Annotated in this window: 15 protein-coding genes and 4 pseudogenes; 7 read left to right on the forward strand and 12 right to left on the reverse strand. The window is 60.3% G+C overall.

What is annotated here, in order from left to right:
• Positions 1-12: 12 nt before the first annotated feature.
• Positions 13-1,665, forward strand: a pseudogene (locus tag HUK73_RS16510) (ATP-dependent RecD-like DNA helicase); the annotation flags it as partial.
• 117 nt (positions 1,666-1,782) lie between these two features.
• On the opposite strand, the gene HUK73_RS16515 reads toward HUK73_RS16510, so the two are convergent.
• Entirely contained in the window at positions 1,783-2,058 is a 276-nt protein-coding gene (locus tag HUK73_RS16515; protein ID WP_046765924.1) for an HU family DNA-binding protein, read from the reverse strand.
• Positions 2,059-2,229: 171 nt separating this feature from the next.
• On the opposite strand from HUK73_RS16515, the gene HUK73_RS16520 reads away from it, so the two are divergent.
• Complete coding sequence (locus HUK73_RS16520; RefSeq protein ID WP_176593127.1) at positions 2,230-2,781, forward strand: hypothetical protein; 552 nt, start codon at positions 2,230-2,232, stop codon at positions 2,779-2,781.
• A 47-nt stretch (positions 2,782-2,828) separates the two neighbouring features.
• On the opposite strand, the gene HUK73_RS16525 is transcribed toward HUK73_RS16520, so the two are convergent.
• Together HUK73_RS16525 and HUK73_RS16530 are read right to left on the reverse strand one after the other, a co-directional pair.
• Positions 2,829-3,002, reverse strand: coding sequence for a hypothetical protein (locus HUK73_RS16525; RefSeq protein ID WP_176593128.1), 174 nt, complete (start codon positions 3,000-3,002; stop codon positions 2,829-2,831).
• Entirely contained in the window at positions 3,002-3,256 is a 255-nt protein-coding gene (locus HUK73_RS16530) for a hypothetical protein (RefSeq protein ID WP_176593129.1), read from the reverse strand. Before HUK73_RS16530 ends, HUK73_RS16525 begins: the two co-directional genes overlap by 1 nt.
• A gap of 216 nt (positions 3,257-3,472) precedes the next feature.
• On the opposite strand from HUK73_RS16530, the gene HUK73_RS16535 reads away from it, so the two are divergent.
• Complete coding sequence (locus tag HUK73_RS16535; protein ID WP_369805552.1) at positions 3,473-4,537, forward strand: AAA family ATPase; 1,065 nt, start codon at positions 3,473-3,475, stop codon at positions 4,535-4,537.
• Positions 4,538-4,780: 243 nt separating this feature from the next.
• Here the strand turns inward: HUK73_RS16535 and HUK73_RS16540 are convergent, their stop codons facing one another.
• Complete coding sequence (locus HUK73_RS16540) at positions 4,781-6,196, reverse strand: ISNCY family transposase (protein WP_176593265.1); 1,416 nt, start codon at positions 6,194-6,196, stop codon at positions 4,781-4,783.
• 391 nt (positions 6,197-6,587) lie between these two features.
• A pseudogene (locus HUK73_RS16545) lies at positions 6,588-7,785 on the reverse strand (NAD(P)/FAD-dependent oxidoreductase).
• A 361-nt stretch (positions 7,786-8,146) separates the two neighbouring features.
• On the opposite strand from HUK73_RS16545, the pseudogene HUK73_RS27230 reads away from it, so the two are divergent.
• A pseudogene (locus tag HUK73_RS27230) lies at positions 8,147-8,629 on the forward strand (TonB-dependent receptor plug domain-containing protein); the annotation flags it as partial.
• A gap of 255 nt (positions 8,630-8,884) precedes the next feature.
• Here the strand turns inward: HUK73_RS27230 and HUK73_RS27235 are convergent.
• A pseudogene (locus HUK73_RS27235) lies at positions 8,885-9,115 on the reverse strand (winged helix-turn-helix transcriptional regulator); the annotation flags it as partial.
• A gap of 109 nt (positions 9,116-9,224) precedes the next feature.
• Between HUK73_RS27235 and HUK73_RS16555 the strand changes: the two are divergent.
• The 3 genes from HUK73_RS16555 to HUK73_RS16565 all read left to right on the forward strand — a co-directional run bounded on the left by HUK73_RS16555 (position 9,225) and on the right by HUK73_RS16565 (position 11,013).
• Entirely contained in the window at positions 9,225-9,674 is a 450-nt protein-coding gene (locus tag HUK73_RS16555; protein ID WP_218036633.1) for a DoxX family protein, read from the forward strand.
• Positions 9,675-9,705: 31 nt separating this feature from the next.
• A complete protein-coding gene (locus tag HUK73_RS16560) occupies positions 9,706-10,452 on the forward strand; it encodes an SDR family NAD(P)-dependent oxidoreductase (RefSeq protein WP_218036634.1) in 747 nt (248 codons plus the stop codon).
• 357 nt (positions 10,453-10,809) lie between these two features.
• Entirely contained in the window at positions 10,810-11,013 is a 204-nt protein-coding gene (locus HUK73_RS16565; RefSeq protein WP_176593131.1) for a hypothetical protein, read from the forward strand.
• A gap of 7 nt (positions 11,014-11,020) precedes the next feature.
• Here HUK73_RS16565 and HUK73_RS16570 read toward each other — a convergent pair whose 3' ends face one another.
• From HUK73_RS16570 to trbC, 6 genes are all read right to left on the reverse strand, one after another.
• The gene (locus HUK73_RS16570) at positions 11,021-13,804 is read right to left on the reverse strand and encodes a conjugal transfer protein TraG N-terminal domain-containing protein (RefSeq protein WP_176593132.1); all 2,784 of its coding nucleotides are present in this window, start codon (positions 13,802-13,804) and stop codon (positions 11,021-11,023) included.
• A 15-nt stretch (positions 13,805-13,819) separates the two neighbouring features.
• Positions 13,820-15,220, reverse strand: a complete 1,401-nt coding sequence (locus tag HUK73_RS16575) for a conjugal transfer protein TraH (protein WP_176593268.1) — start codon at positions 15,218-15,220, stop codon at positions 13,820-13,822.
• Positions 15,221-15,285: 65 nt separating this feature from the next.
• A complete protein-coding gene (locus tag HUK73_RS16580; RefSeq protein WP_176593269.1) occupies positions 15,286-16,089 on the reverse strand; it encodes a conjugal transfer protein TraF in 804 nt (267 codons plus the stop codon).
• 68 nt (positions 16,090-16,157) lie between these two features.
• Positions 16,158-16,496 (reverse strand): hypothetical protein, encoded by a 339-nt coding sequence (locus HUK73_RS16585; protein ID WP_176593133.1) that lies wholly within the window; start codon positions 16,494-16,496, stop codon positions 16,158-16,160.
• 34 nt (positions 16,497-16,530) lie between these two features.
• A complete protein-coding gene (gene traN / locus HUK73_RS27240) occupies positions 16,531-19,341 on the reverse strand; it encodes a conjugal transfer protein TraN (protein ID WP_369805540.1) in 2,811 nt (936 codons plus the stop codon).
• The gene (gene trbC, locus HUK73_RS16595) at positions 19,338-20,081 is read right to left on the reverse strand and encodes a type-F conjugative transfer system pilin assembly protein TrbC (RefSeq protein ID WP_176593134.1); all 744 of its coding nucleotides are present in this window, start codon (positions 20,079-20,081) and stop codon (positions 19,338-19,340) included. Before trbC ends, traN begins: the two co-directional genes overlap by 4 nt.
• Positions 20,082-20,084 lie beyond the last annotated feature (3 nt).

Raw genomic sequence — 20,084 nt, forward strand, 5'->3', positions numbered from 1 at the left:
TGTAGTCACCCCTCCTCCGATCGCACGGTGTCCGTGCAGGGCGATGCCGGTGCGGGCAAGTCGACGATGCTGTCCGCTGTGGCACGGGTGGCAGAAGCCGAGGGCCGGACGATCCTGGGCCTCGCCTTCCAGAACAAGATGGTTGCCGACATGAAGGCGGGTGCCGGCATCGAGGCGCAGACCATCGCCTCCTTCGTCCTTGCCAACCACCGGTTCGTGACCTGGCGGGAGGGCCCTGCCTATGAGGAGGCACGCGCCAGGCTCGCCGGTGCGACCCTGTTGGTCGATGAATCCTCCATGGTGTCGTCGAACGATATGCTGAAGGTCCACCAGATCGTTGACGCGCTCGGCATCGACAAGTTGGCGCTGGTTGGCGATCGCCAGCAGCTATCGTCCATCGATGCCGGCAAGGCTTTTGCCATGATCCAGGCGGGAGGCGGCACCATGGCGCGTATGGACCAGAATGTCCGCATCGGTAAACCGGGCCAGCCGCTCACATCCCAGGAGGAAAAATTGCTGATCGTCGCCAAGCTTGCCAGCCGGGGCAAGTCCAGCGAGGCGATGCGGGTGCTGGGCGACAAGGTCATCGAGTCCGATGGGCCGGCTTTGGATGCAGCGGATCGTTGGCTTGCCCTGCCGCCGGAGGAGCGCGCGGTAACCGCCGTGTTCGCTTCGGGCCGCGAGGCGCGGGCGATCATCAATGAGCGCATCCAGGCGGGACTGGCGAGCGAAGGGACGCTCAAAGGAGAGGCCATTCGTCTCCTCGTCTATGAGCGCGTCAACATGACGCGGGAGGAATTGCGCTATGCCGCCAATTATCAGCGGGGTCAGACGCTGGAGGTCTGGCGCGGCGGCGCCCGCGATGTTGGTCTTGAGGGCGGACGCTACCAGGTGACCAAGGTCCATGCCAACGGCCGGATCGACCTGTTGCGGGGCCGGGAGAAGATCCGTTTTTATCCACAGCAATTGTCGCCCACCGAGACGCGCGATCGGCTCCAGCTCTCGGAGACGAAAATCCTCACCCTGCGCGAGGGCGACATGATCCGCTGGACCGCCAACGACAAGCCGCGGGAATTGCTCAACGCTGCCACCGCGCGCGTGGCCGGTGTCGATACCAATGGCGTGACCGTCGATCTGGGCGGCGACAAGCGGCTGACGCTGCCGGTCGGCGATGCCATGCTGTCCCGGCTGGACTTGGCCTACAGCCTCAACATGCACATGGCGCAGGGTATCACCACCGACAAGGCGATCACGGTCATGTCCAGCCAGGAGCGCAATCTCTCCAACCAGCGGCTGTTCAATGTCGGCGTCACCCGTGTGCGGGAGGACCTCACCATGATCGTGGACGACAAGGAGAAGCTGGCGCGCCAGCTCGATCACAATCCCGGCAACAAGACCTCTTCGCTGGAAACCGTGGGGCGGCTCGATATCGATGGGAAAAAGGCGGGCGCGCCGCGCGAACCGTTCAATCCCGGTCCGATCGATGGCGACACTTTGCCGAGCGGGGGCGATCCGGCCGGCCTGCCGCCCGATTTGCCGCCGCTGTCTGACAGCAATTCGGCCGCCGCTGGCCAGCCCAGCGATCCGGGCCAGGCGCCCGATAAGCTGGATCGTGCGGACATCTTGCAGCCCTTGCCAGAGCGCAGCCTGGGTTTGGACTTGTGATAGGTGAGTGGCACGTGTGACATTTTACCGACTTTGCGCTGCTGCGCGCTAAAGTGTCATGGGTGAATCTTTACAAGGGAAGGAGCGCCACCGACCGAGATCGGCGGCGCCTATAACTCAGCCGTTGAGCTGGTCCTTCACCGCCTTGCCGGGCGTGAAGGTCAGCTTCTTCGAAGCAGCGATCTGGATGGTCGCGCCGGTCGAGGGGTTGCGGCCTTCCCGGGCCGGGCTGTCCTTGACCTTGAACTTGCCGAAGCCGTTCAGCGACACCTCGTCGCCCTTGACAGCGGCGGAGGCGATCGACGTGAAGACCGAGTCAACATATTTGCGGGCATCAGCCTTGGTGAGGCCATGATCGGCGGCCAGGGCTTCAGCGAGATCCGTGTTGTTCATGTGCAGGCTCCCTCTGGTGGAGTTGCGTGCATAGGATGGAAAATCTCCGGCCGGAAGAGGGATTTGCCCGAAAACAGGGGGTCTGGGCCGGTAAAGTGTCATCCATGCTTTTTGTTCGGTGAGATTGCAAAGGGGGATTCACACCGACTCAGCATGTGCTAGATTCCTGATATGTTCTATCAACCCGATCTCTTCGAGCCATCGCAGATCGCGCCGACGGCACCTCGGCCGGCGGTGCGGGTTGCGCTTCCGGACCTGGTGGAGCGGATATCAATCGTTTCCAAGCGCCCGCGCTATGCGCTGCTGGTCCTGAAACTCATCGCGCAGGAAGCCGGTAGCAATGGCAGCGTTGGGCCTTATGTACGAGGAGAGCAGGGTAGGGTTCCGGTGCGTGACTGGCTGTGCCAGGCGTTGGCGCCGCTGGCGCAGCGGGATTGCCGACGGCGCGCGATGATCGAAACGGTTCGTTCCGGATTGGTGTCGAATGCCGGTAGCGCAGACGATCCCCAAGACATCGAACGGCGGCTCGAAGCGGAAGTCCAGTCGCGAATATTGCGGTCCGGCCGGAGCAATGTGAGCCGGGTTGTCTCGGATCTGGTCCGGGCGGGTCTCCTTCGTCGTCACTATCAGGGATACCGGATCGACCATCCCAATCGCGGTGCGCAACGGGAGGCGGTTTATACGATCACGCCCGAGGTTAAGCGGGCGCTCCAACGCCATTGATGGGTGTTGGAGTGTCCTGTTGCGAAGCGCCTCAGCAGACCGGCTGGTCAGTGGAAATTGGAGGGGGGACGCATGGTCGCCATGGCGCGTGCGCAACGGCGGATGACCAGATCTCTTTGAATGGTGATGGACTCCGGGCCTTCCCGAACCAGGATGTCGATCGCGTTTCGCGTCTCGTGAGGTGGTGGTAGCAGATAGCCGGCGCCGTCGGATGTCCTCATTACGACCACTCCTTCGAGTCGTTGGACAGCGACCATATTCCTCCCCAAGCGTACTGGGAAGGGATAGGCATCGACCATTGGGAGGTCAGGATGATATCGGAGTAAATGTCCGGGGTCTCGCAAGGCTGTTTGGTGGCCCGCGTGCCCATTTGGCAGAACAGGCTGAAGCGGTAGCCGAATTTCTCGAAGCGGTATGGAATGAGGACAGGCTGGTCGCGTAACGACTCGCGCTTGCGGGCCTGTTCGCCGACCATTTCTTTGAAGGGGTGTCCCTAGCCCGACGCGGCTCCACGCATGGGACATGAATATAGGGATTTTAGTGAGTTTACAAGAAATCTATAAACTGACATAAGCTTGCTATGGATGCTCGTAGAAACCCGTTCGCTCCGGGCGCAGGTACGCCCCCGCCAGAGCTCGCCGGCCGGAGTGCATTGCTCGAACGCAATGCCGTAGCGATCGACCGAATTAGGATGGGTCGAGCTGCGCGACCCAGTATTCTTTACGGGCTGCGCGGTGTGGGCAAAACCGTCCTTCTATCTACGATGCGGGATAGAGCAGAGGGGGAGGGGATGACGATTGTCGCCATCGAGGCTCCTGAAAACAGATCATTGCCTGGAATTCTTGTGCCCGCGTTGCGGGCAGCATTGCTGCGGTTGGATCGGCTTAAACAGGCGTCGGCAGGCGTAAAGCGCGCACTGCAAGCATTAGCGGGCTTTGCGAAACTGAAGGTCAAATATGACGATCTTGAAGTGGCGCTCGATTTCGAGCCAGAGCCAGGTCTTGCCGACAGCGGCGATCTCGAAGCTGATCTTGCGGACTTGATTGTGACCGTAGGCGAAGCGGCAAAAGAACGTAAAAGCGCTGTCGTGTTGGTGATCGACGAACTGCAATATGTTCCCGAAGAACAGCTTGCCGCGCTGATCAGCGCGCTTCACCGGGCCAGTCAAAAGCAGCTCCCGGTCACAATGCTGGCCGCAGGATTGCCGCAGCTGCTCGGGCAAATGGGTCGCGCGAAATCTTATGCGGAGCGATTGTTTGAATTTGTTGCGGTGGGTCCATTGGATGCTCCTGCTGCTCGCGACGCTATTCGCCTGCCGATAGAGCGTGAGGAAGAATCCATCGAAGATGCAGCACTGATCGCGATCCTTGAGCAGACACAGGGCTATCCCTATTTTCTGCAGGAGTGGGGGAAGCATAGCTGGGATTGTGCCGATGCGTCGCCAATAACCGCGGCGGACGTGGCGGCCGCAACCGAAAGTGCCTTGGCCGAGTTGGATGCCAGCTTTTTTCGCGTGCGGTTCGACCGCCTTACACCGGCTGAGAAGCGCTATTTGCGCGCGATGGCGAGCCTTGGACCCGGTCCACATCGGTCCGGTGATATTGCTCAAGCGATGGGCGGAAAAGTCACTACCCTTGCGCCCACGCGCAACAGCCTCATAGCCAAAGGCATGCTGTACAGCCCCGCGCATGGAGATACGGCCTTCACGGTGCCGCTCTTTGACGCTTACATGAAGAGGGTGATGCCAGCCGCTTGACCGATTGGCGACCAAGCGCGAAACTTGCAATTTCGTAAGCCGTTGATAAAAAACGATATGTTCCTGCCGGATAGAGAAGACACTTTCTGTCCCCGATAGAAATGACACCCTTTGAGGACAGCAGGGGCTGCGTGGAGCCATCGGCTTAGCGCAGCGCAGACCCTGCTGATGGCGTGACATGGAGGAGAAGGGCATGGACCCGCTGCGCAGGCAGCGGGCTCGGTCAAAACCGGTCGAACAGTCTCAGCGGACTTTCACAAACTCCAGCGTGCCGCGCGCTTGCAGCTCGGCCCGGCTGAGCCGTGGACCGCGCTTGAGTTTTGGGCCGCCCAGGCGACGGCGATCACCCTTTACCGGCGCTTCGGGCTCGGGAAAGAGATGGGCGGGCTGATCACGGCGGGCAGGGGCATTATTGTTGCGCTGCCGGTGATGCGGCGCAATCGCCTGGATCTGCTTCGCCAGCAGCAGCGCTGCGTCCAGATGCTTGTTGTCGACAATGGCCGGTTGATTGATCCGGGGCATCTTGTCGAACAGGCGATAGGGAAGGACCTGCCCCTCATGACGGATCTCGATCTTGCCGTCAGGATATTCGCAGATGTGGACACGCTTACCTACCAGAGCCTTGCTGATCGCAGTAGGCTCCAGAATGAACAGAACCTTGTTGTAATGCAGCGTCAGTGCCTTTGAAATCTTCCGCTTTTCGCGCCAGACCATGATCGCGCGTAGATCGTCCTGCGGTGCCAGAGGGCGATGCAGATCACGACTGTCTGCCGCTGGGCGGGCAAAGCGCCGATTGTGCCGAACCATATAGCTTGGCAGAAAGACGTTCGCTTCTTCGATCGACGAGATGCCCTCCAGCCGCATCGCCTTGACCAGCCGGTCCTGCAATGTGCCGTTGGCTCGTTCGACCCGGCCTTTGGCCTGTGGCGAGTTGGCGCAGATGATCTCGATGTTCAGCGCATCCAGCGCGCGGCCGAAATGCGTCATGCCATCGCCCTTCGCCGTCGCCTTGGCGTTGCGGAAGACCGAGTGCTTGTCGGAATAAAAGGCCACCGGCTTGCCGTGCCGCTCGATATACTCGCGCGTCGCTTCCATATAGGAAAAGGTGCTTTCGCTCTCGACCATCTGGAGATGCAGCAGCTCGCTGGTCGCGTCGTCAATGTAGACGAGCAGCGTGCATTTCGGGCCACGCTCCTCGAACCAATCATGCTTCGAACCGTCAATCTGGACCAGCTCCCCACGACAGTCCCGCCGGTGACGCGGTTGATAGGGGCGAGAACGACGGGCGGCGCGATCCTGCCAGATTCCCGCCTCGATCATCATCTGCCGCAGCGTCTCACAGCCCACCGAAATGTCGTGACGTTCCGCCAGATATTCTCGGGCCAAGGTCGGTCCGAAATCCGCATAATGCGTGCGGACGATCGTAAGGACGCGCTCGCGAAAGGCATCGCTGTGACGCCGGTTGCTCGGCCGACCACGCTTGCGCGACACCAGGCCTGAAGCGCCTTCGGTTCGCAGTCGGTCAAGCAACCGGAAAATCTGCCGGCGCTTCAAGCCCAGCAGTTGCGCAGCATCCTCGACCCGCAGTTCGCCGCGATCCACACGCGACAATGTATCAAACCGCGAAAGCTCGCCATGGCTCATCGCCACCACCGTCATAAGCGCGTCCTCCCGAACTGCCAGGAGGACCATGCCACCGAGCTCTGCTAAGGACGCCCAAGGGTGTCATTTCTATCTAGCAGAGGGGTGTCATTTCTATCCGGCGCTTACACGATAAAAGTTTGATAATCCGCATTATGTTAAAATTAATGCCTCAACTGTCCATGTAAACTGTAGTTTTCCGGAGATCGGCGGCGCGGGGCAGTGGCAACGACGGAACGAAAATGGCACTCGATGTCGGGGCTTGCGACGGCCAACGCGCGGATCTCCATCCTGCAAACGACCTCGCGTCGAAAGGCCGCATACGTTTTCGCAGACTGCTCAGAACATCAGACGCGATCCGCTTGCCGACGGGGCGGGCCAAACGTTTTATCCGCCTCGGCGGCCGCGCCTAAACGGGTGCCATGTCCTTCAGCGCAATGGAACTGTCAGCCAGCCTTTGCGGCGCGATTTCTACACCCTCAATGACAAGTGCCCGCCCCTGAACATAATCTTTGACCGAGTTGACGCAATCGAGTGCCACAACCTTGCCGGCTATCAGGTATACTACGGAGAAACTGCGAGTTGCCATATCGCCGCGCAAGACGGTTTGGTCGAATCCGGTTGAAAGCCCAACGGTTTGAAGCTTGAGGTCATATTGGTTCGACCAAAACCAAGGCACTGCCTCATATGCCTCTTCCTTGCCCAATATGTGGGTTTGCTTGGTCGTTGGCGTTCTGCACGGATTCTAACCGAATCTGTGCGCCGCCCGCAAAGCTGTTCGCGTGCGTGGCGCAATCGCCCACAGCATAGATGTCCGACAGGCTGGTGCGGCAATATTGGTCAACATAAACGCCATTGCTGCCCGCGGCGCCCGCTGCAGTCAGCGGGGCAGTTTCAGGCACAATGCCGATCCCCACGATCACCATGTCGGTTTCGATGCGCTCCCCGTCAGCCATGAGGATGGCCGTTGCCTTGCCATCGGTCACATCTATGCATTCCATCCGCGCGCCCGTGCGCACGTCGACCCCATGAGCGCGATGCACGGCTTCATAAAAACGGGAGAGTTCTTCGCCCGCGACACGCGCAAGCACCCGATCGAGCGCTTCGAGCAACACGACGGTCTTGCCAAATTTGGAGAGGACTGCCGCCGCCTCCAGTCCGATATACCCGCCCCCAATTATAGTGACATGCTTGATCCTGTCGATCTTGGCCATCATCGCGTCTACGTCGGCATGACGCTGTACCGCATGGACATTCTCTGCGTCCGCGCCTTTGCAGCTCAGTACCCGCGGCGATCCGCCCGTGCACCATATAAGCTTGCCATAGCCAATTTGCTCAGCACCCGCAGTGACGAACTTGCCCGCTGGATCGACGCTCTCGATCCGGCGACCGAGCAGAAAATCGATGTTACGGACTGCCCAGAAGGCAGCAGGGCGAATCAGAATGCGTTCGAAGCTCTTGTCGCCTGCGAAATATTCTTTGGAGAGCGGTGGACGTTCATAAGGCGGATCCCTCTCGTCGCCGATTATCGCGACGGACCCTTCAAAGCCAAGCTGGCGCAGCGATATTGCTGCCTGCGCGCCTGCATGTCCGGCGCCTACAATCAGGACATCATATTTTTTACTCGATAATCCAGTTCACATTTTTCTTCTATGTCAATTAGCTGTTCTGCGAGCGTCGGAGACAAAAGGCAACAGCCCTCGATTGCGTCGAGCTGGTCAAAACGGGGACACCGAAGGCCTGATCACCAACCTTAAACTCGTCAGACGGAAGATGTACGGCCGAGCCAAGCTCGACCTCTCACCGCCTGACAGAATTTGATCTGTCACCTGCGGACGCTGTTAGCGAAACTATAGTCTATCGACCTGCAAGGCAGTTTACGAGTCAGTCGAAACCATGCCCACACATGCGAACCGTCCCGTTGAGGCATGCAAAAAAATAATACAATTATTAAGGGGAGAACGCATGATGACGATTTGTCCGCATAATTATCTGTCGGTGGGTGTGCTGATCACCGGCTGTCTCGCCGCCACTCCGTCCCAAGCCCAGCAGGTACAGCAGCTAGACGCCGCCGGAAGGACCCGCCAGTCGGTCGGGGATATCGTCGTCACGGCACGCCGGCGTGAAGAACGGTTGAACGACGTCCCCATCGCGGTCCAGGCGTTTAGTTCCGAGACGCTGGAAAGCAGCGGCGTACAGCGGGCTACCGATCTGGTCAATGTGGTGCCGACGCTCAAGATTTCCTCTTCGGCCCAGCGCCGCCAAGCGCCTTCCTTCGAGTTGCGATCCATCTCCTCCACAGAGTCGCCCATCGGCCAGGACAGTCCCGTCGCTCTTTATGCGGACGAGGTCTATGTTCCCCGCCCCATCGGTACGACTGGCGCATTCGTGGATCTGGAAAACGTGCAGGTGCTGCTCGGCCCGCAAGGCACGCTGTTCGGCCGGAATGCCACTGCCGGTGCCATCCTGGTTTCTTCCAAGAAGCCCGTGCTGGGTTCCGCCCTTGGAGAGGTCGAGGCGACTGTCGGCAATTACAATCAGCGGCGGTTGCAGGCGATTGTCAACTTGCCCGTGGGCGAGGACGTCGCCATCCGCCTGGTCGGCGCACGTAACCTGCGCGATGGCTACACGCACGACATCAGCAGCGGCCAGCGCCTCCATGGTCGGCCCCAGGCCACGCGCCTTGGCGGTCATTTCATATTCCACGCGCGGCGGCACTTCCGCATAGACTGTGCGGGAGATCAGACCGTCCACTTCCAGTTCTCTCAGCTGCGCGGTCAGCATGTGCTGGGTGATACCGGGGATCGCCTTGCGCAGCTCCCCGAAGCGGTGAACCCGCTGATTGAGCAGCCACATGATCTCCAGCTTCCACTTGCCCGAGAGCATCGAGAACGCGCGGCGCATCTCGTCCTGCATGGTGAAATCGTCACCGGCCATTAGTCTTATTTTCCATACTTACTGTCAATTATTCATTCTACTTGCGCATATTAATGCTGCAACTAATATCTTATACATGCTCTCGGCGGGAAAGCCAATGAGCAAGTGAATGAGGCGCAAGATCGGCCGGCTCGTCACGTTGGAAGTCGGCCGAGCGGGAAAGACTATGACAGCAACAACCATTTATTGGATCAGTACGGCATTGCTGTCTCTGCTCTATTTGGGTTCGGCATTTCTATACGCCACGAAAGCGGCCTGGGTTTGGCAGACCCTCGCCGAGCTCAACTATCCAGCGCCTTACCTCGTGCCGCTGATGATCGTTGTGAAAGTGGCAGGCATTGCCGCAATTCTGTCGCGGGTCAGCGTTCCGCTGAGCGACTTGGCCTATGCCGGGATCTTCTTCCACCTCTTGCTGTCCGGATCGGCGCACATCGGCGTGCGCAAGCCCATGGGCGCTTTGCCGGCGCTGATCGGCCTTGTGCTGCTGGCCGCCTCGTTCACGACGCAGAACGCCGCTCGCGATGTGCCGTCGCCCTATGCCCATACCGCTTTGCGCTGAAACAGCACCCTCAACTGAACAATAGGAGATAATGATGGGAAGACTGAACGGAAAAATCGCGCTCGTCACCGGCGCCACGCGCGGCATCGGTCGCGCCACGGCCAAGCTCTTCGCCGCCGAAGGCGCCAAAGTGGCGGTGTTGTCCCGAACAGCGGCCAGCGTCGAGGCGGTCGTCGCGGAGATCGAGGCCGCCGGCGGTACGGCGCTCGCCGTGCCCGCCGACATCGGTGACGCCGACCAGGTCAAGGCCGCAGTGGAGAAAGTTGTCGCCGCCTACGGTGGTCTCGACATCCTTTTGAACAACGCTTTCGATCCCGCTATTCCTTACGCGTCGATCCTGGAGCTCTCGACCGATCAGTTGCAGCGCAACTTCGACATGGGACCGATCGCCTATCTGCGCTTAATGCAAGCGGCCTATCCGCATCTCAAGGCAAGCGAGCAGGGGCGCGTCATCAACTTCGGCTCAATGGCCGGTGTGATCGGCATGGCCGGCATGGGTCCGTATAACATGGCCAAGGAAGCCGTGCGGGCGCTCACGAGAACTGCCGCGCGCGAATGGGGCGCAGACAAGATCACCGTCAACAATGTCCTGCCCGTGGCGGAGACTTGGGGTCCTGAAGCCGATGTGCCCGCACCGACCAACCCGCTCGTCCGCTACGGATCGCCGGAAGACGATATCGCACCTGTGGTGCTCTTCCTCGCGAGTAAGGACTCCCAGTTCATCACCGGGTCCAGTCTTACGCCCGATGGCGGCTCGATCATCGACAGCGCGCGCTAACACGTTTGAGCGACGGCCTTGCGCGTTGAGGCCGGCTTGGCCGCCCGAAAGACGTCGCGGGCCTGCTCTGTGAAGCGCCCCGGCTTTTCAGGAGGCATTTCCCATGGGGCTATGCAGCCATATCGAGGTTATCGAGGGCTGCATAGTAATTGTCTTCGCCCACCCGCGCACTGGTCTCATTATTCCCCGCAGAGGCCAGTGAAGGTTCACGTGTCTAGCCCGAACCCGCAACGAAACTGGCTAGGATGGAACGAGGAAGCGCAGACCGCGCGGCGTCGGCACTTTTCAGCTCAGATCAATTGTATCCAATTGAAAATAAACACTGAATGGCCTATTGATCGAAGCTCGGAGGCACCAATGCTTAAGATAGATATGGACATGTACGCCCTGACGAGGGATCGGCTCGGTGGCCCCATCATCCAATATGTCGATGATGGCATCGAGCCCATGTCGCCTCCAATTGACGAAAACGGGAATGTGACCCTCGCCGGCGCGATCAGCTACACTATCACCCTCGTCGCAATCGCGGGACTGTTCGCTTACTTGATGCTCGCGATCTGAAGCGCGCCTACTTCCGCAAGTCCGGGTCGTGGAAAAATCCTTTGTCCATGCCAGCATTCACTGCGGATTGGACATCAACAGAACCTTGAACAGCAGCGCTTCGGTTTATCGCGGCACGTTTGCGATCCGCTTCGATCACCTCTTTGCCCTCATTTATGATCCGCCCGGCGGCACCGGGATTGCCTAAGCCCGGCGCATTCGGCAGGGGCGCCGTTCCGTGCGGATGATAGGTCGAGCGCACTTCATCATAGCTACCGATTGACCGATGCGGCACATCGACGAGGTCAGGACGGTCAATCAAATCCCGGACTTCACTGCCAATTTCCGCCTGCTTATGCTGCATCCAGGCATTGATCATCGCGCTTCTGGCATCGCGCTGCTGGGCTGTCATGGTCGTTGCCCACAATTCTGGCGCGCCCATGCCTGGATTGCGCGCTGCTTCCGCGCGATACCAATCTGCCAGGTCTTGTGAGAGGTTGGCGCTCAGCTGCATCCCATGGGTTTCCGAATAACTTGCGTCCCGGCTGAGCTGCTCCGACAGTTCATGCAGCTTTCGCGCCGTCTCCTGATAGGAGTGGGCACCCGAAAGAGCTTCTTCGGTGCTCTGCGACGAGGAACTCGTTGCCGAGGCGCGTTCAAAGACACCGCTTTTGTCGTAAGTTCCATCAGTCTCATTAGCATTCGCACCGTTAGAATGTTCATCGCGAATACCGTCCGAGGATGAGTTGGTAGCGTCTGACGAGCGCTGATCCGTCGTCCCAAAGCGGAGGCGCTCTTCCTGCTGCCCATTCCGTCCTACGGTGATCCCGAAATTGCCCGTACTAAAGCCGCGACCGCCCTTTCCACCGCCCACCGGAGCACCTGTGCCCACGCCTGCATTGCCGCTGATGCTGTCAATAATATTGGCGGACCGTTCCTGGCCCTGCGACAAGCTTTGCGACTGACCAGTCGATGATTTCTCCTCGATCCCCTGCGAACTGGAAGCAGAGGTGCGGTCGTACCGCTCAATCGAAGTTCCTGACGTTTGTCCCCGGCCGCTGTCCCAACCGGAACTGCGCTCGCTGGACGTACCGAACGCGCTGCGGTTGGTGTGCGTGCTCGTGAGTATATCCGACGCCGCCGCCTCAAACGCCTTCGCCTGCCTCTCCGCGACACTCGCCTGCTGGCGCAGTTCGGAAACGAATCCCGTGTTCGCGCGAGGCTCCACATCCAGCCGGGAAATGGCCTGGTGCATGTCGATCACCTCGGCACCGTTGCCAAAACTTGAAACGGAAGCCCCATTGTCATGCCGCCAGCCAAAGGATGCGCTGCCATGCTGATAGCTGGGTGCCATGCTCCATTGCCCAGTCTGCCGCATGTTGGATGTCTGGTTCGCCCAACTCACATTGCCAAAGGCATAATTGCCGGTGGTCTGCTCCAACGCTGCGGCTTCCGCCGCATTTTGCGCCGGCGCCAGCATCGACATGGACTGCCCCGCGATCGACATCGCGCCCTTCGCAAGCCCTGCCGCCAGGAACGGCACGCTCATCAGCATGAACCCGGCAATGGTCGCGGTTTCGGCATTCACCGCGCCGATCCCGGCATAGGTACCGAGCGACGTCCCGCCCCTGGCAACGCCGGTGGCGGCCACCTCTGCCCGCGTCATGCAGATCATATGCAGGATCACATAGAGCGGTCCCCATGCGGCAAGGTAGAAGAATCCCGTCGCATAGCCCCTGAGCGCCGACACACCGGTCTGCGGCATCAGGAAGAGCGGAAAAATGACCGGGAACATCGCGAAGAACACGACCGTCAGCACGACATTGAGGATAGGCACCCAGGTCATGGCCTGTTGGGCAATGCTGTTATAGGTGTTGCGCGCCTGGATATCGGCGCGAGTCTGCGCGAACGCATCTATCGCGCTCCCGCTCATATTATTCCGGGCCTGCATGAAGGCATTGATGGCAGTATTCTGCCGCATCGTTTCGGCAAAGCCGTCGCTCGATTGGGTGAAGGCCTGATTGACGATAGGAACGTCGTGGCGGAGTTTGGCCTCTGCCAGTGTGTCGCTGAGCTTGGGATAGAGCTCCAGCCCCCACAGCTTCGCGTTGGCGTTGATCATCGTGGTCCACTGACTATCCAGCAGCGAATAGGCCTGCCTGCACGTCACGATATAGGGAGTGACCGTCCCGCCATTGCGCTCCAGATATTCCTGCGACCGGGATTCCGCGTCCGAGGCGATCGCCGCCCAAAGGTCCCTGGCTTCGGCGAGATCCGTCAGCGATTTCTGATAGAGCAAGATATCACCGAAGACGCACTGCTTCATATATTGATCGAGATTGGCGGAAAACTCGGCGTCGCGGATGGTGAAATTGCGCGTCGAATCGAACAGTCGCGCGCCGTAGACCATCCCGTTGCTACTGTAATTGAGTTCGCTGGGCATCACGAAGACGGTTTCCGCCGTCCGCGTAAGATAGTCACCCATCTGCGTCGTGAAGCTGGCGAGAATGCCAAGCCCCAGCGGCACATTCGCGACCGTGGCCGGCGCCAGGCTGGGATTGATCCGGTCCGTCACCTTGATGCCGACGGTCGGCACCATCAGGCACATATAGATGAGCGTCGACTGAAGGAACCAGTTCAGCCAAGCCTTGTAATTCAAGGTGAAGGCGACCACGAACAGGGAGTAGATGAGCCCCATCACCATGACCACGCGGATCATGGAGCGATAGCCCCCTCCCCCCGACCAGGCGGCCACGGCGTTGAAGCTGTTGACGAGATACTCGCCGCCGCCGACCGTAAAGACCTCCAGCATCGCCGGCGCCCTTTCCTAGTTCAGGCCCTGCGCGCCAAGGCCGCGCGAGAAGTTGAGGGCTGCCGCCATGCCCGGCGACATGGAGTTTTGCAGCGTCGATTCCAGGAATACGCTCCGGTTGATGACCTGATAGGTGAGTTGGAGCTTGTTGCTGAGCTTCACCTCGCGCTGGCCAAATTTTTGCCGTGTGGCGGCGATCTGCGCCTTCCACTGCTCGGCGGTGGCCTGGTCGGCAGTCTGATAATGGACCTTCGCCTGCTCGACCCGGTCGAGAATATTGTCGAGCATCGCGTTCAGGATATCGACCGCCACGATCTCGGAGAGCGCCTCGATCTCCCCTTGCGTCAGCGAATAATGGGCAAAGGCCTGGACGGTCAGGATCTTGTAGAGCGGGATGGTCGCCAGATTGAGCAACTGCTTCTCGGCCGCCGTCAGCGCGCTGTTGGTCCGGGCCTTCGCGCTCATGTCGCTGATCATGCCCTCGATGCGCGGGCGCAAAGCCGCGGACGCCGGGATGCTGAGCGTCGTTTCCCCGATATCATAGCAATTGCTGTCATTGCATTTGAGGACCTTCACCGGCGGCGCATCCGCCGTGCCATCCAGCAACGCGGTGATGACCGCCTCTTCTGCCGGCCCAACCATGACGACGCTCCCGCCATTGTTGGAGCCCGTGGGCGCGCGGGTGACGATCGTTCCCACCAACGTCATGATATATTCCGAGAAATCCTGGTCGAACGCGCCAAATTTGGCGGATTTCTGGAGGGCCTCCCATGTATAATTATGGTCCTGGCCGACCAGCTGATCCTTCATCGCTGCGTCGCTATTGCCCGCAATCGTGCTGTCGCGGCTGCCGCCATTATTGCAGCCCTGGCGAGAGGCGGCCCAGTCGGAAAAAACGCCTTGGGAATTGCCGACCGCCTCGCAGATCGTCGCGCGCGCCGTGTCGATCGAAGGCCAGATGCCGCCGACCAGCGCCTGCGCCGTCTCGCAACTGGAGATGTTCATTTGGTTCAAGAGCTGCGCTTTCTGGCTGAACTCGTCCATCACCTTGCCGATCTCCGGCGAGACGGAATCGATCGCCAGCTTGAAGGCGAAGCCCAGCGCATTGTTGGCGGTCGCCTTCAACATAGCCACGATCTCCGAGGCATTGATGAAGGAGAAGGAGCCGGAGAAGAGGTCGATACCGCCGCAGCCCGCGCGGGCGCTGGGCAGTTGCAGGTTGAACGGCGAGACGCTTTTCTGCGGAAAGCGCGTCCAGACATTGCCCAGCGAATAATAGCCAGCGGACTGGCCCTGGAAAGCCGACGGGCCGGTCACATTCGCCGCGCCACCCGCCTCGCTGAAGAAATTGTTCATCTCCGAGGCGACATTGGCGTCGGCAACGCCGATAAATGCGAAATGCGCGGCCGCGAGCATCGTCACCGTCGATGCGACACCGCGGAGAAGGCGGCGCACCGGGCCCCGCGTGCTATCCTGCTCCATCAATAATCACTCCCGACCCTGGTGTTGGTAAGCGTGAAGATGCGATCCATGATCTCGTCGGCGCTCAGCATGCCGAACCCGACCGGGATCGTTCGCCGGGTTGCGGTATCGAAGAGGACGAGCGCCGGCGTTTCGTTGCCGGGGACACCCATGCGCGCACGCTGCCCGGCATCGACCACATAATTGGGGAAATCACGATTGGGGCCTCCGTCCATGGATACGGCCATCACCGCCATGCCATGGCTGTCGGCGACCGACCGCAGGATCGGCCCGAAAATCTCACAGGCGCCGCAGCTCTGGGCGTAGAAATAGAAGAGGCCATATCTTTGGCTAAGGCTTTCGAGCACCGCGTCGCGATCGGCCTTGCGATTGTCGAGCCAGGCGCGCTTGCCCACCGTGCTGACCGGGCGCTGAAGCGTATAGTCGAGATCGGGGTTCTGCCAGAGCGCGCGCTGCCAGGTGTCGGAGAAGGTGGAGGCCCGATCGAGCTGCTCGCGCTGGAAGCGGACATAGGCGATGATATTCTCTTCGCTCGGCTCCAGGATCGCCCTGGCCTTCAGCTCATTGAGCTGGCTGGTGATAGCCGCCATCTTCTCCGCGGCGCTGGGCTGGGGGACTTCAGCGTTCGGTCGCGGCGCGGGTTTGGGCCGGGTGCAATAGAACCACTGTCCGAGCTTGCGCTCGCCGCAATAGAAATCATCGCCTTGCGATTGTTCTTCTGCGCCATCGACACCCGCCGAGACGTCCTGCGCATAAACTGGCCCCCCCAGGACTGGCAGCGCCAAAGCTGCCAGCACGAGCATGGCGATCGCGCGCTTCCTTCCCTTCTCCATCGAAACTCCTCCTTGCGCCCTGGGGGCACACCACGCGTTCAGTGCCCGCCGGGCGCGCTGTCCAATTCTCCCTTGGTGAGCTGCAGCAGCGACATCATCAGCGCGACATCCAGCAGCCGCGTGCCCTGGTCGAGCATGCGGATGATGCCGTTCATGAGCGGCCGGGCGACCTCACGCCCCTGAACGCTGGCGCGGATCCGATCCTTGTTTTTGATGAGCCACCCCCGCCCGATCATGTGGCCGATGGTCTCGGCCATGATGTCGCGGGGGATCGACCGTTCAAACCACCGGCCAACGGCGCGGCGGATCTCTTCGACCAGCATCGGCGAGCGGCTGCGAAAAACGCAGACGAAGATCGCCAGCTCGAACGCCGTCATGTCCCAGCCAAAAGGACCGCCGGGTCCCACCATCTCATTGGGCATGGAGATCATAATATCCCTGTATCTTCTGCTGGATGTCCGCCACGGTCTGCACCTCGTCGGGCAGTTTCGCCGCGTCCATGAAGTCCGAATAGACGTCGGTGAAATCCATCACCGAAAGATCGAGGCGCGAAAACTCATCAACCGTGAAGCCTTCACATTGCTCATTCTTCGGCTTCCCGAACGGCTTGTTGATCTGCGGTCGGCCTTGCTCCTGAAGAATGCGCGAGAGCTTACTCTCAAAGCAGCAATAGGCCTTCCTCTTCGTCGTGCAGACGCCGAGCACGCTCGAAGAACAATAGCTGCCGATAAAGGTGCAGAAGCCCATGCGGTCCTTCACATCGAGCATCTTCTCTTCAGTCGAGCACAGAAAGGTGGTCAGAAATTGCGTCGCGACGCCGGCGAGCGCTGCCACATTGCCATTGAGCGCGCCAGTGAGGGCTGCACCGCCGATACCAAGCGGGAGCAATCCTGACACCTTGCCCGCACAGCAATTGACCACGCCGAAGATCGGCTTGTGGCAGGTGTCGCGGGCCCCGGGGAACACATGCATGTCGTCGGGATCGAAATCCTTGCCAGCCGTGTCGATCGCGTGCAGGGCGGTCAGCGCATCCTTGAACTCGCTCGACGCCTCGCGGTGGATCGCCTCGCAATCGCCGTTGATGCAATAGACATCGTCGCCGCACACATATTTGGGAGGCTGTTCGACCGTTCCCCCCGGCACGGGGCAGCGATAGACCTTTTCCATCATCTTGCAGCCATCGCCCGACGGATTTTCGTCGAGGCAATTGTCATATTTCCAGCTGCACTGGGGATTGGCTTCGAGCGTGCCGCAATCGCTCTGCGGATCTTCGGTATAGCAAGTGCCGTCGGGATTGCTGTTCGAACCTGCCGGACACTGTTGATGCGCGGATGCAGGCTGGCTATGGGTTTGCGAGCAGGTCTGGCCGGAAAGGGTGAAATCGGCCGGGCAAAAATAGATGGGCTGCGCCGCGACGGTCGCCGTGCATTGCGTTCCTGAAAGAACGAAGCCCGTGGGGCAGCTATGGATCGGCGTTGCTGCCTGATCCTCGGTCGTCGTGCAGGTCGTGTCACTGAGCGCATAGCCGGTGGGGCAGGCGTAGATGGGTGTGCCGGGAACACTGTCGATTCGGGAGCAGGTCGTGCCGTTGAGGCTATAGCCGGCAGGACAGGCATAGCTGATCGACGCCGCGATCTGCTCGCTCACTGTGCATGTCGTGCCCGAGAGCGCACCACCGCTGGGACAACTATATTGGATGTTAGCCAGCTTATATTCCGATTTGACGCATGTCTGCCCGGACAGGGCATAATCGGCGGGGCAGACATAGATGACGCTCGCGCCCATCACATTGGTGCGGTAGCAGGTCGTGCCCTGTAAATTGCCGCCGTCTGGACAGGTGTAGGTGACGACACCGTCCTGAATCACGTTCGACACGCACTGATTATAGGTCGGATCAAAATTCCACGCGGCGCTGGGGCAGGTGTAGGTCGTCAGCGGTTTATAGAGGCAGTATGTTTCGCCGGAATATTTCTGCTCTCGGAGAAACTCGATGCTGTCGGGTTTGGTACCGGTGGGCGCACATTTCTTGCTGGCAAATTCCGCCCGGCGCATGACGCAATAGGGACCGCCGCCGCCAAACATGTCACCCGGATTGTAATAATAATAGGGGCAGGCGTAGGCGGGCGTGGCCGAAGTGGTGTTGGTCGTCACGCATTTGTCGCCCTGGACCGTGCCGCCGCTCGGGCAACTATAGGTGGCCGTCGCCTGATAATTGGCGCTTTGCGAGCAGGTGCCATTGTCGAGACTGTAGCCCGGCGGGCAGGCATAGCTTTCCGTCGCCGACTGCGACAGCTGCCGCGTGCAGGTCATGTCGCTCAGCGCCCAGCCTGGGTCGCACGAAGCGGTCGCCATCGCTGCATAGCTGAAATTGCGCACGCAACTGGTTCCCGACAGGGCATAGTCGCTCGGGCAGGAATAAACTGGCGTCGCGCCTGTCGTGACCGTTGTCTGGCAAACCGAACCCGCCAGGCTATAGCCGTTGGGGCAGGTGAAACCGGACTGAACGGCATCCTGGGTCAGGGTCCGGCTGCAACGGCTCCCATTCAATGTCCAACCCGCCGGACAGCTATAAGCGCTGATATTGGCCGGCTGGGTCTGCGCGCATTGCGACCCGTTCAAGGTCCAGCCCGCATCGCAGCTATAGCTGATGCTCGCCGGAACCGTCTCGGTCATCGAGCAGCTTGTGCCACCCAAAGTCCAGCCCGAGGGGCAGCTGTAGATGGTTTCCGACGGCACGGAATTGACGACAACGCCCGTGTCACAGGTCGCGTCATAAGTGATCTGGGCCGGGTCCGATGGTAGCGGCTGACACTCGCCGCTACCGCCGGTGATCGATTCCCCGCCAAGCTGTGTCGAAGGATCATTCTCGACGGCCATCGCGCTGGCGGTCACCGCCTTGATTTCATCATTCGAAAAGGTCGGCCGTGTCTTGTTGGCGTCGGTCGTGATCTGATAGACTTCGCTGCTGGCTTTGAGCGCATTGCTGTCATCGGTCAGCTTGTCGGGATCGCTGAAATAGTCCGCCTGGGGCAACTCCGTGCCCTGATAGCCGGGCACGATCGCCGCCTGTGCGTCCTCCTTGGGCACCCCATTGCCGTCGCTCCGCATGGCATTTCCGAGCACTTTGCCTTCCTCGCGCGCCTGATTGGTGGTCATCTGTGCCGGCGTCGGAATCGCAACGCCCAGCAGGACAAGGGGCAGGAGGAAGGTGAGCTGCTTCACGGGTGGCGCCGATCGAGATTTGTCCGCGCTACTGCGGCGATGCGTGCGCCAGGCCCCTGGCCTTCGACGAAGCTGTCGAGCGCATAGCGCACCGTGACATTTCCGGTGAGACGATCATGCGGCGGCACGCGGGTCTGGCATTCAAAGCCGGCGCAAAGGTCAAAGTCCGATGACACCGCCACATAGGTCGGCACCGCCTGCACGCCGAAAGCGCGGAACAGGCGTGGATCGATTCCGATATTGGCAAAGTCCTGTTCCTCGACCAGCTTCCCAAGCCGGGCAGCAAAGGCCTTCATGCTGTTATCCGGGAATCCTCGAAACACGACGATGCCACCGGCCGCCGCGGTATCGCGGATCATCTGTTTCAGCGACGTGGGCGGCATGGAGAGGCTGGCAAAGGCGATGAACTGCGGTGCCTCGCCCGGCTTGGCATTGAGATTTTGCGCCGCGCCCTCGACGATCGCATCGAAATCGATCGGGCCGATGGAACCGGTAGGCAGAGCAGTCGCGGCAACCCGCCTCATATTCTCGGTCCCACCTTTGTGGGCCTCAACTGCGTCAGCGCGGAAAGCATCGCCCCGATCCTTGACCTCGTCGACAAAGGCCTGGGCCTCGGCTTGGCTCGCGGCTGACCGCTGCTTGATCGCCTGGATATTTAGACCCTCGACATTTTGCGCGAGCAGCGCAGAGATGCCCGTTGTGGCGAGGAGGAGGGCAAGCCCGAATGTGGAGAAGCGCATTTG

The organism is Sphingobium sp. EM0848, assembly GCF_013375555.1.
In the GTDB taxonomy this organism is placed as follows: Bacteria; Pseudomonadota; Alphaproteobacteria; order Sphingomonadales; family Sphingomonadaceae; genus Sphingobium.

Coding starts and splice junctions, on each gene's coding strand:
- HUK73_RS16515 (WP_046765924.1), bottom strand. CDS start 2,058: ATGAACAACACGGATCTCGCTGAAGCCCTGGCCGCCGATCATGGCCTC.
- HUK73_RS16520 (WP_176593127.1), top strand. CDS start 2,230: ATGTTCTATCAACCCGATCTCTTCGAGCCATCGCAGATCGCGCCGACG.
- HUK73_RS16525 (WP_176593128.1), bottom strand. CDS start 3,002: ATGAGGACATCCGACGGCGCCGGCTATCTGCTACCACCACCTCACGAG.
- HUK73_RS16530 (WP_176593129.1), bottom strand. CDS start 3,256: ATGGTCGGCGAACAGGCCCGCAAGCGCGAGTCGTTACGCGACCAGCCT.
- HUK73_RS16535 (WP_369805552.1), top strand. CDS start 3,473: ATGGGTCGAGCTGCGCGACCCAGTATTCTTTACGGGCTGCGCGGTGTG.
- HUK73_RS16540 (WP_176593265.1), bottom strand. CDS start 6,196: ATGACGGTGGTGGCGATGAGCCATGGCGAGCTTTCGCGGTTTGATACA.
- HUK73_RS16555 (WP_218036633.1), top strand. CDS start 9,225: ATGAGGCGCAAGATCGGCCGGCTCGTCACGTTGGAAGTCGGCCGAGCG.
- HUK73_RS16560 (WP_218036634.1), top strand. CDS start 9,706: ATGATGGGAAGACTGAACGGAAAAATCGCGCTCGTCACCGGCGCCACG.
- HUK73_RS16565 (WP_176593131.1), top strand. CDS start 10,810: ATGCTTAAGATAGATATGGACATGTACGCCCTGACGAGGGATCGGCTC.
- HUK73_RS16570 (WP_176593132.1), bottom strand. CDS start 13,804: ATGCTGGAGGTCTTTACGGTCGGCGGCGGCGAGTATCTCGTCAACAGC.
- HUK73_RS16575 (WP_176593268.1), bottom strand. CDS start 15,220: ATGCTCGCGGCCGCGCATTTCGCATTTATCGGCGTTGCCGACGCCAAT.
- HUK73_RS16580 (WP_176593269.1), bottom strand. CDS start 16,089: ATGCTCGTGCTGGCAGCTTTGGCGCTGCCAGTCCTGGGGGGGCCAGTT.
- HUK73_RS16585 (WP_176593133.1), bottom strand. CDS start 16,496: ATGACGGCGTTCGAGCTGGCGATCTTCGTCTGCGTTTTTCGCAGCCGC.
- trbC (WP_176593134.1), bottom strand. CDS start 20,081: ATGCGCTTCTCCACATTCGGGCTTGCCCTCCTCCTCGCCACAACGGGC.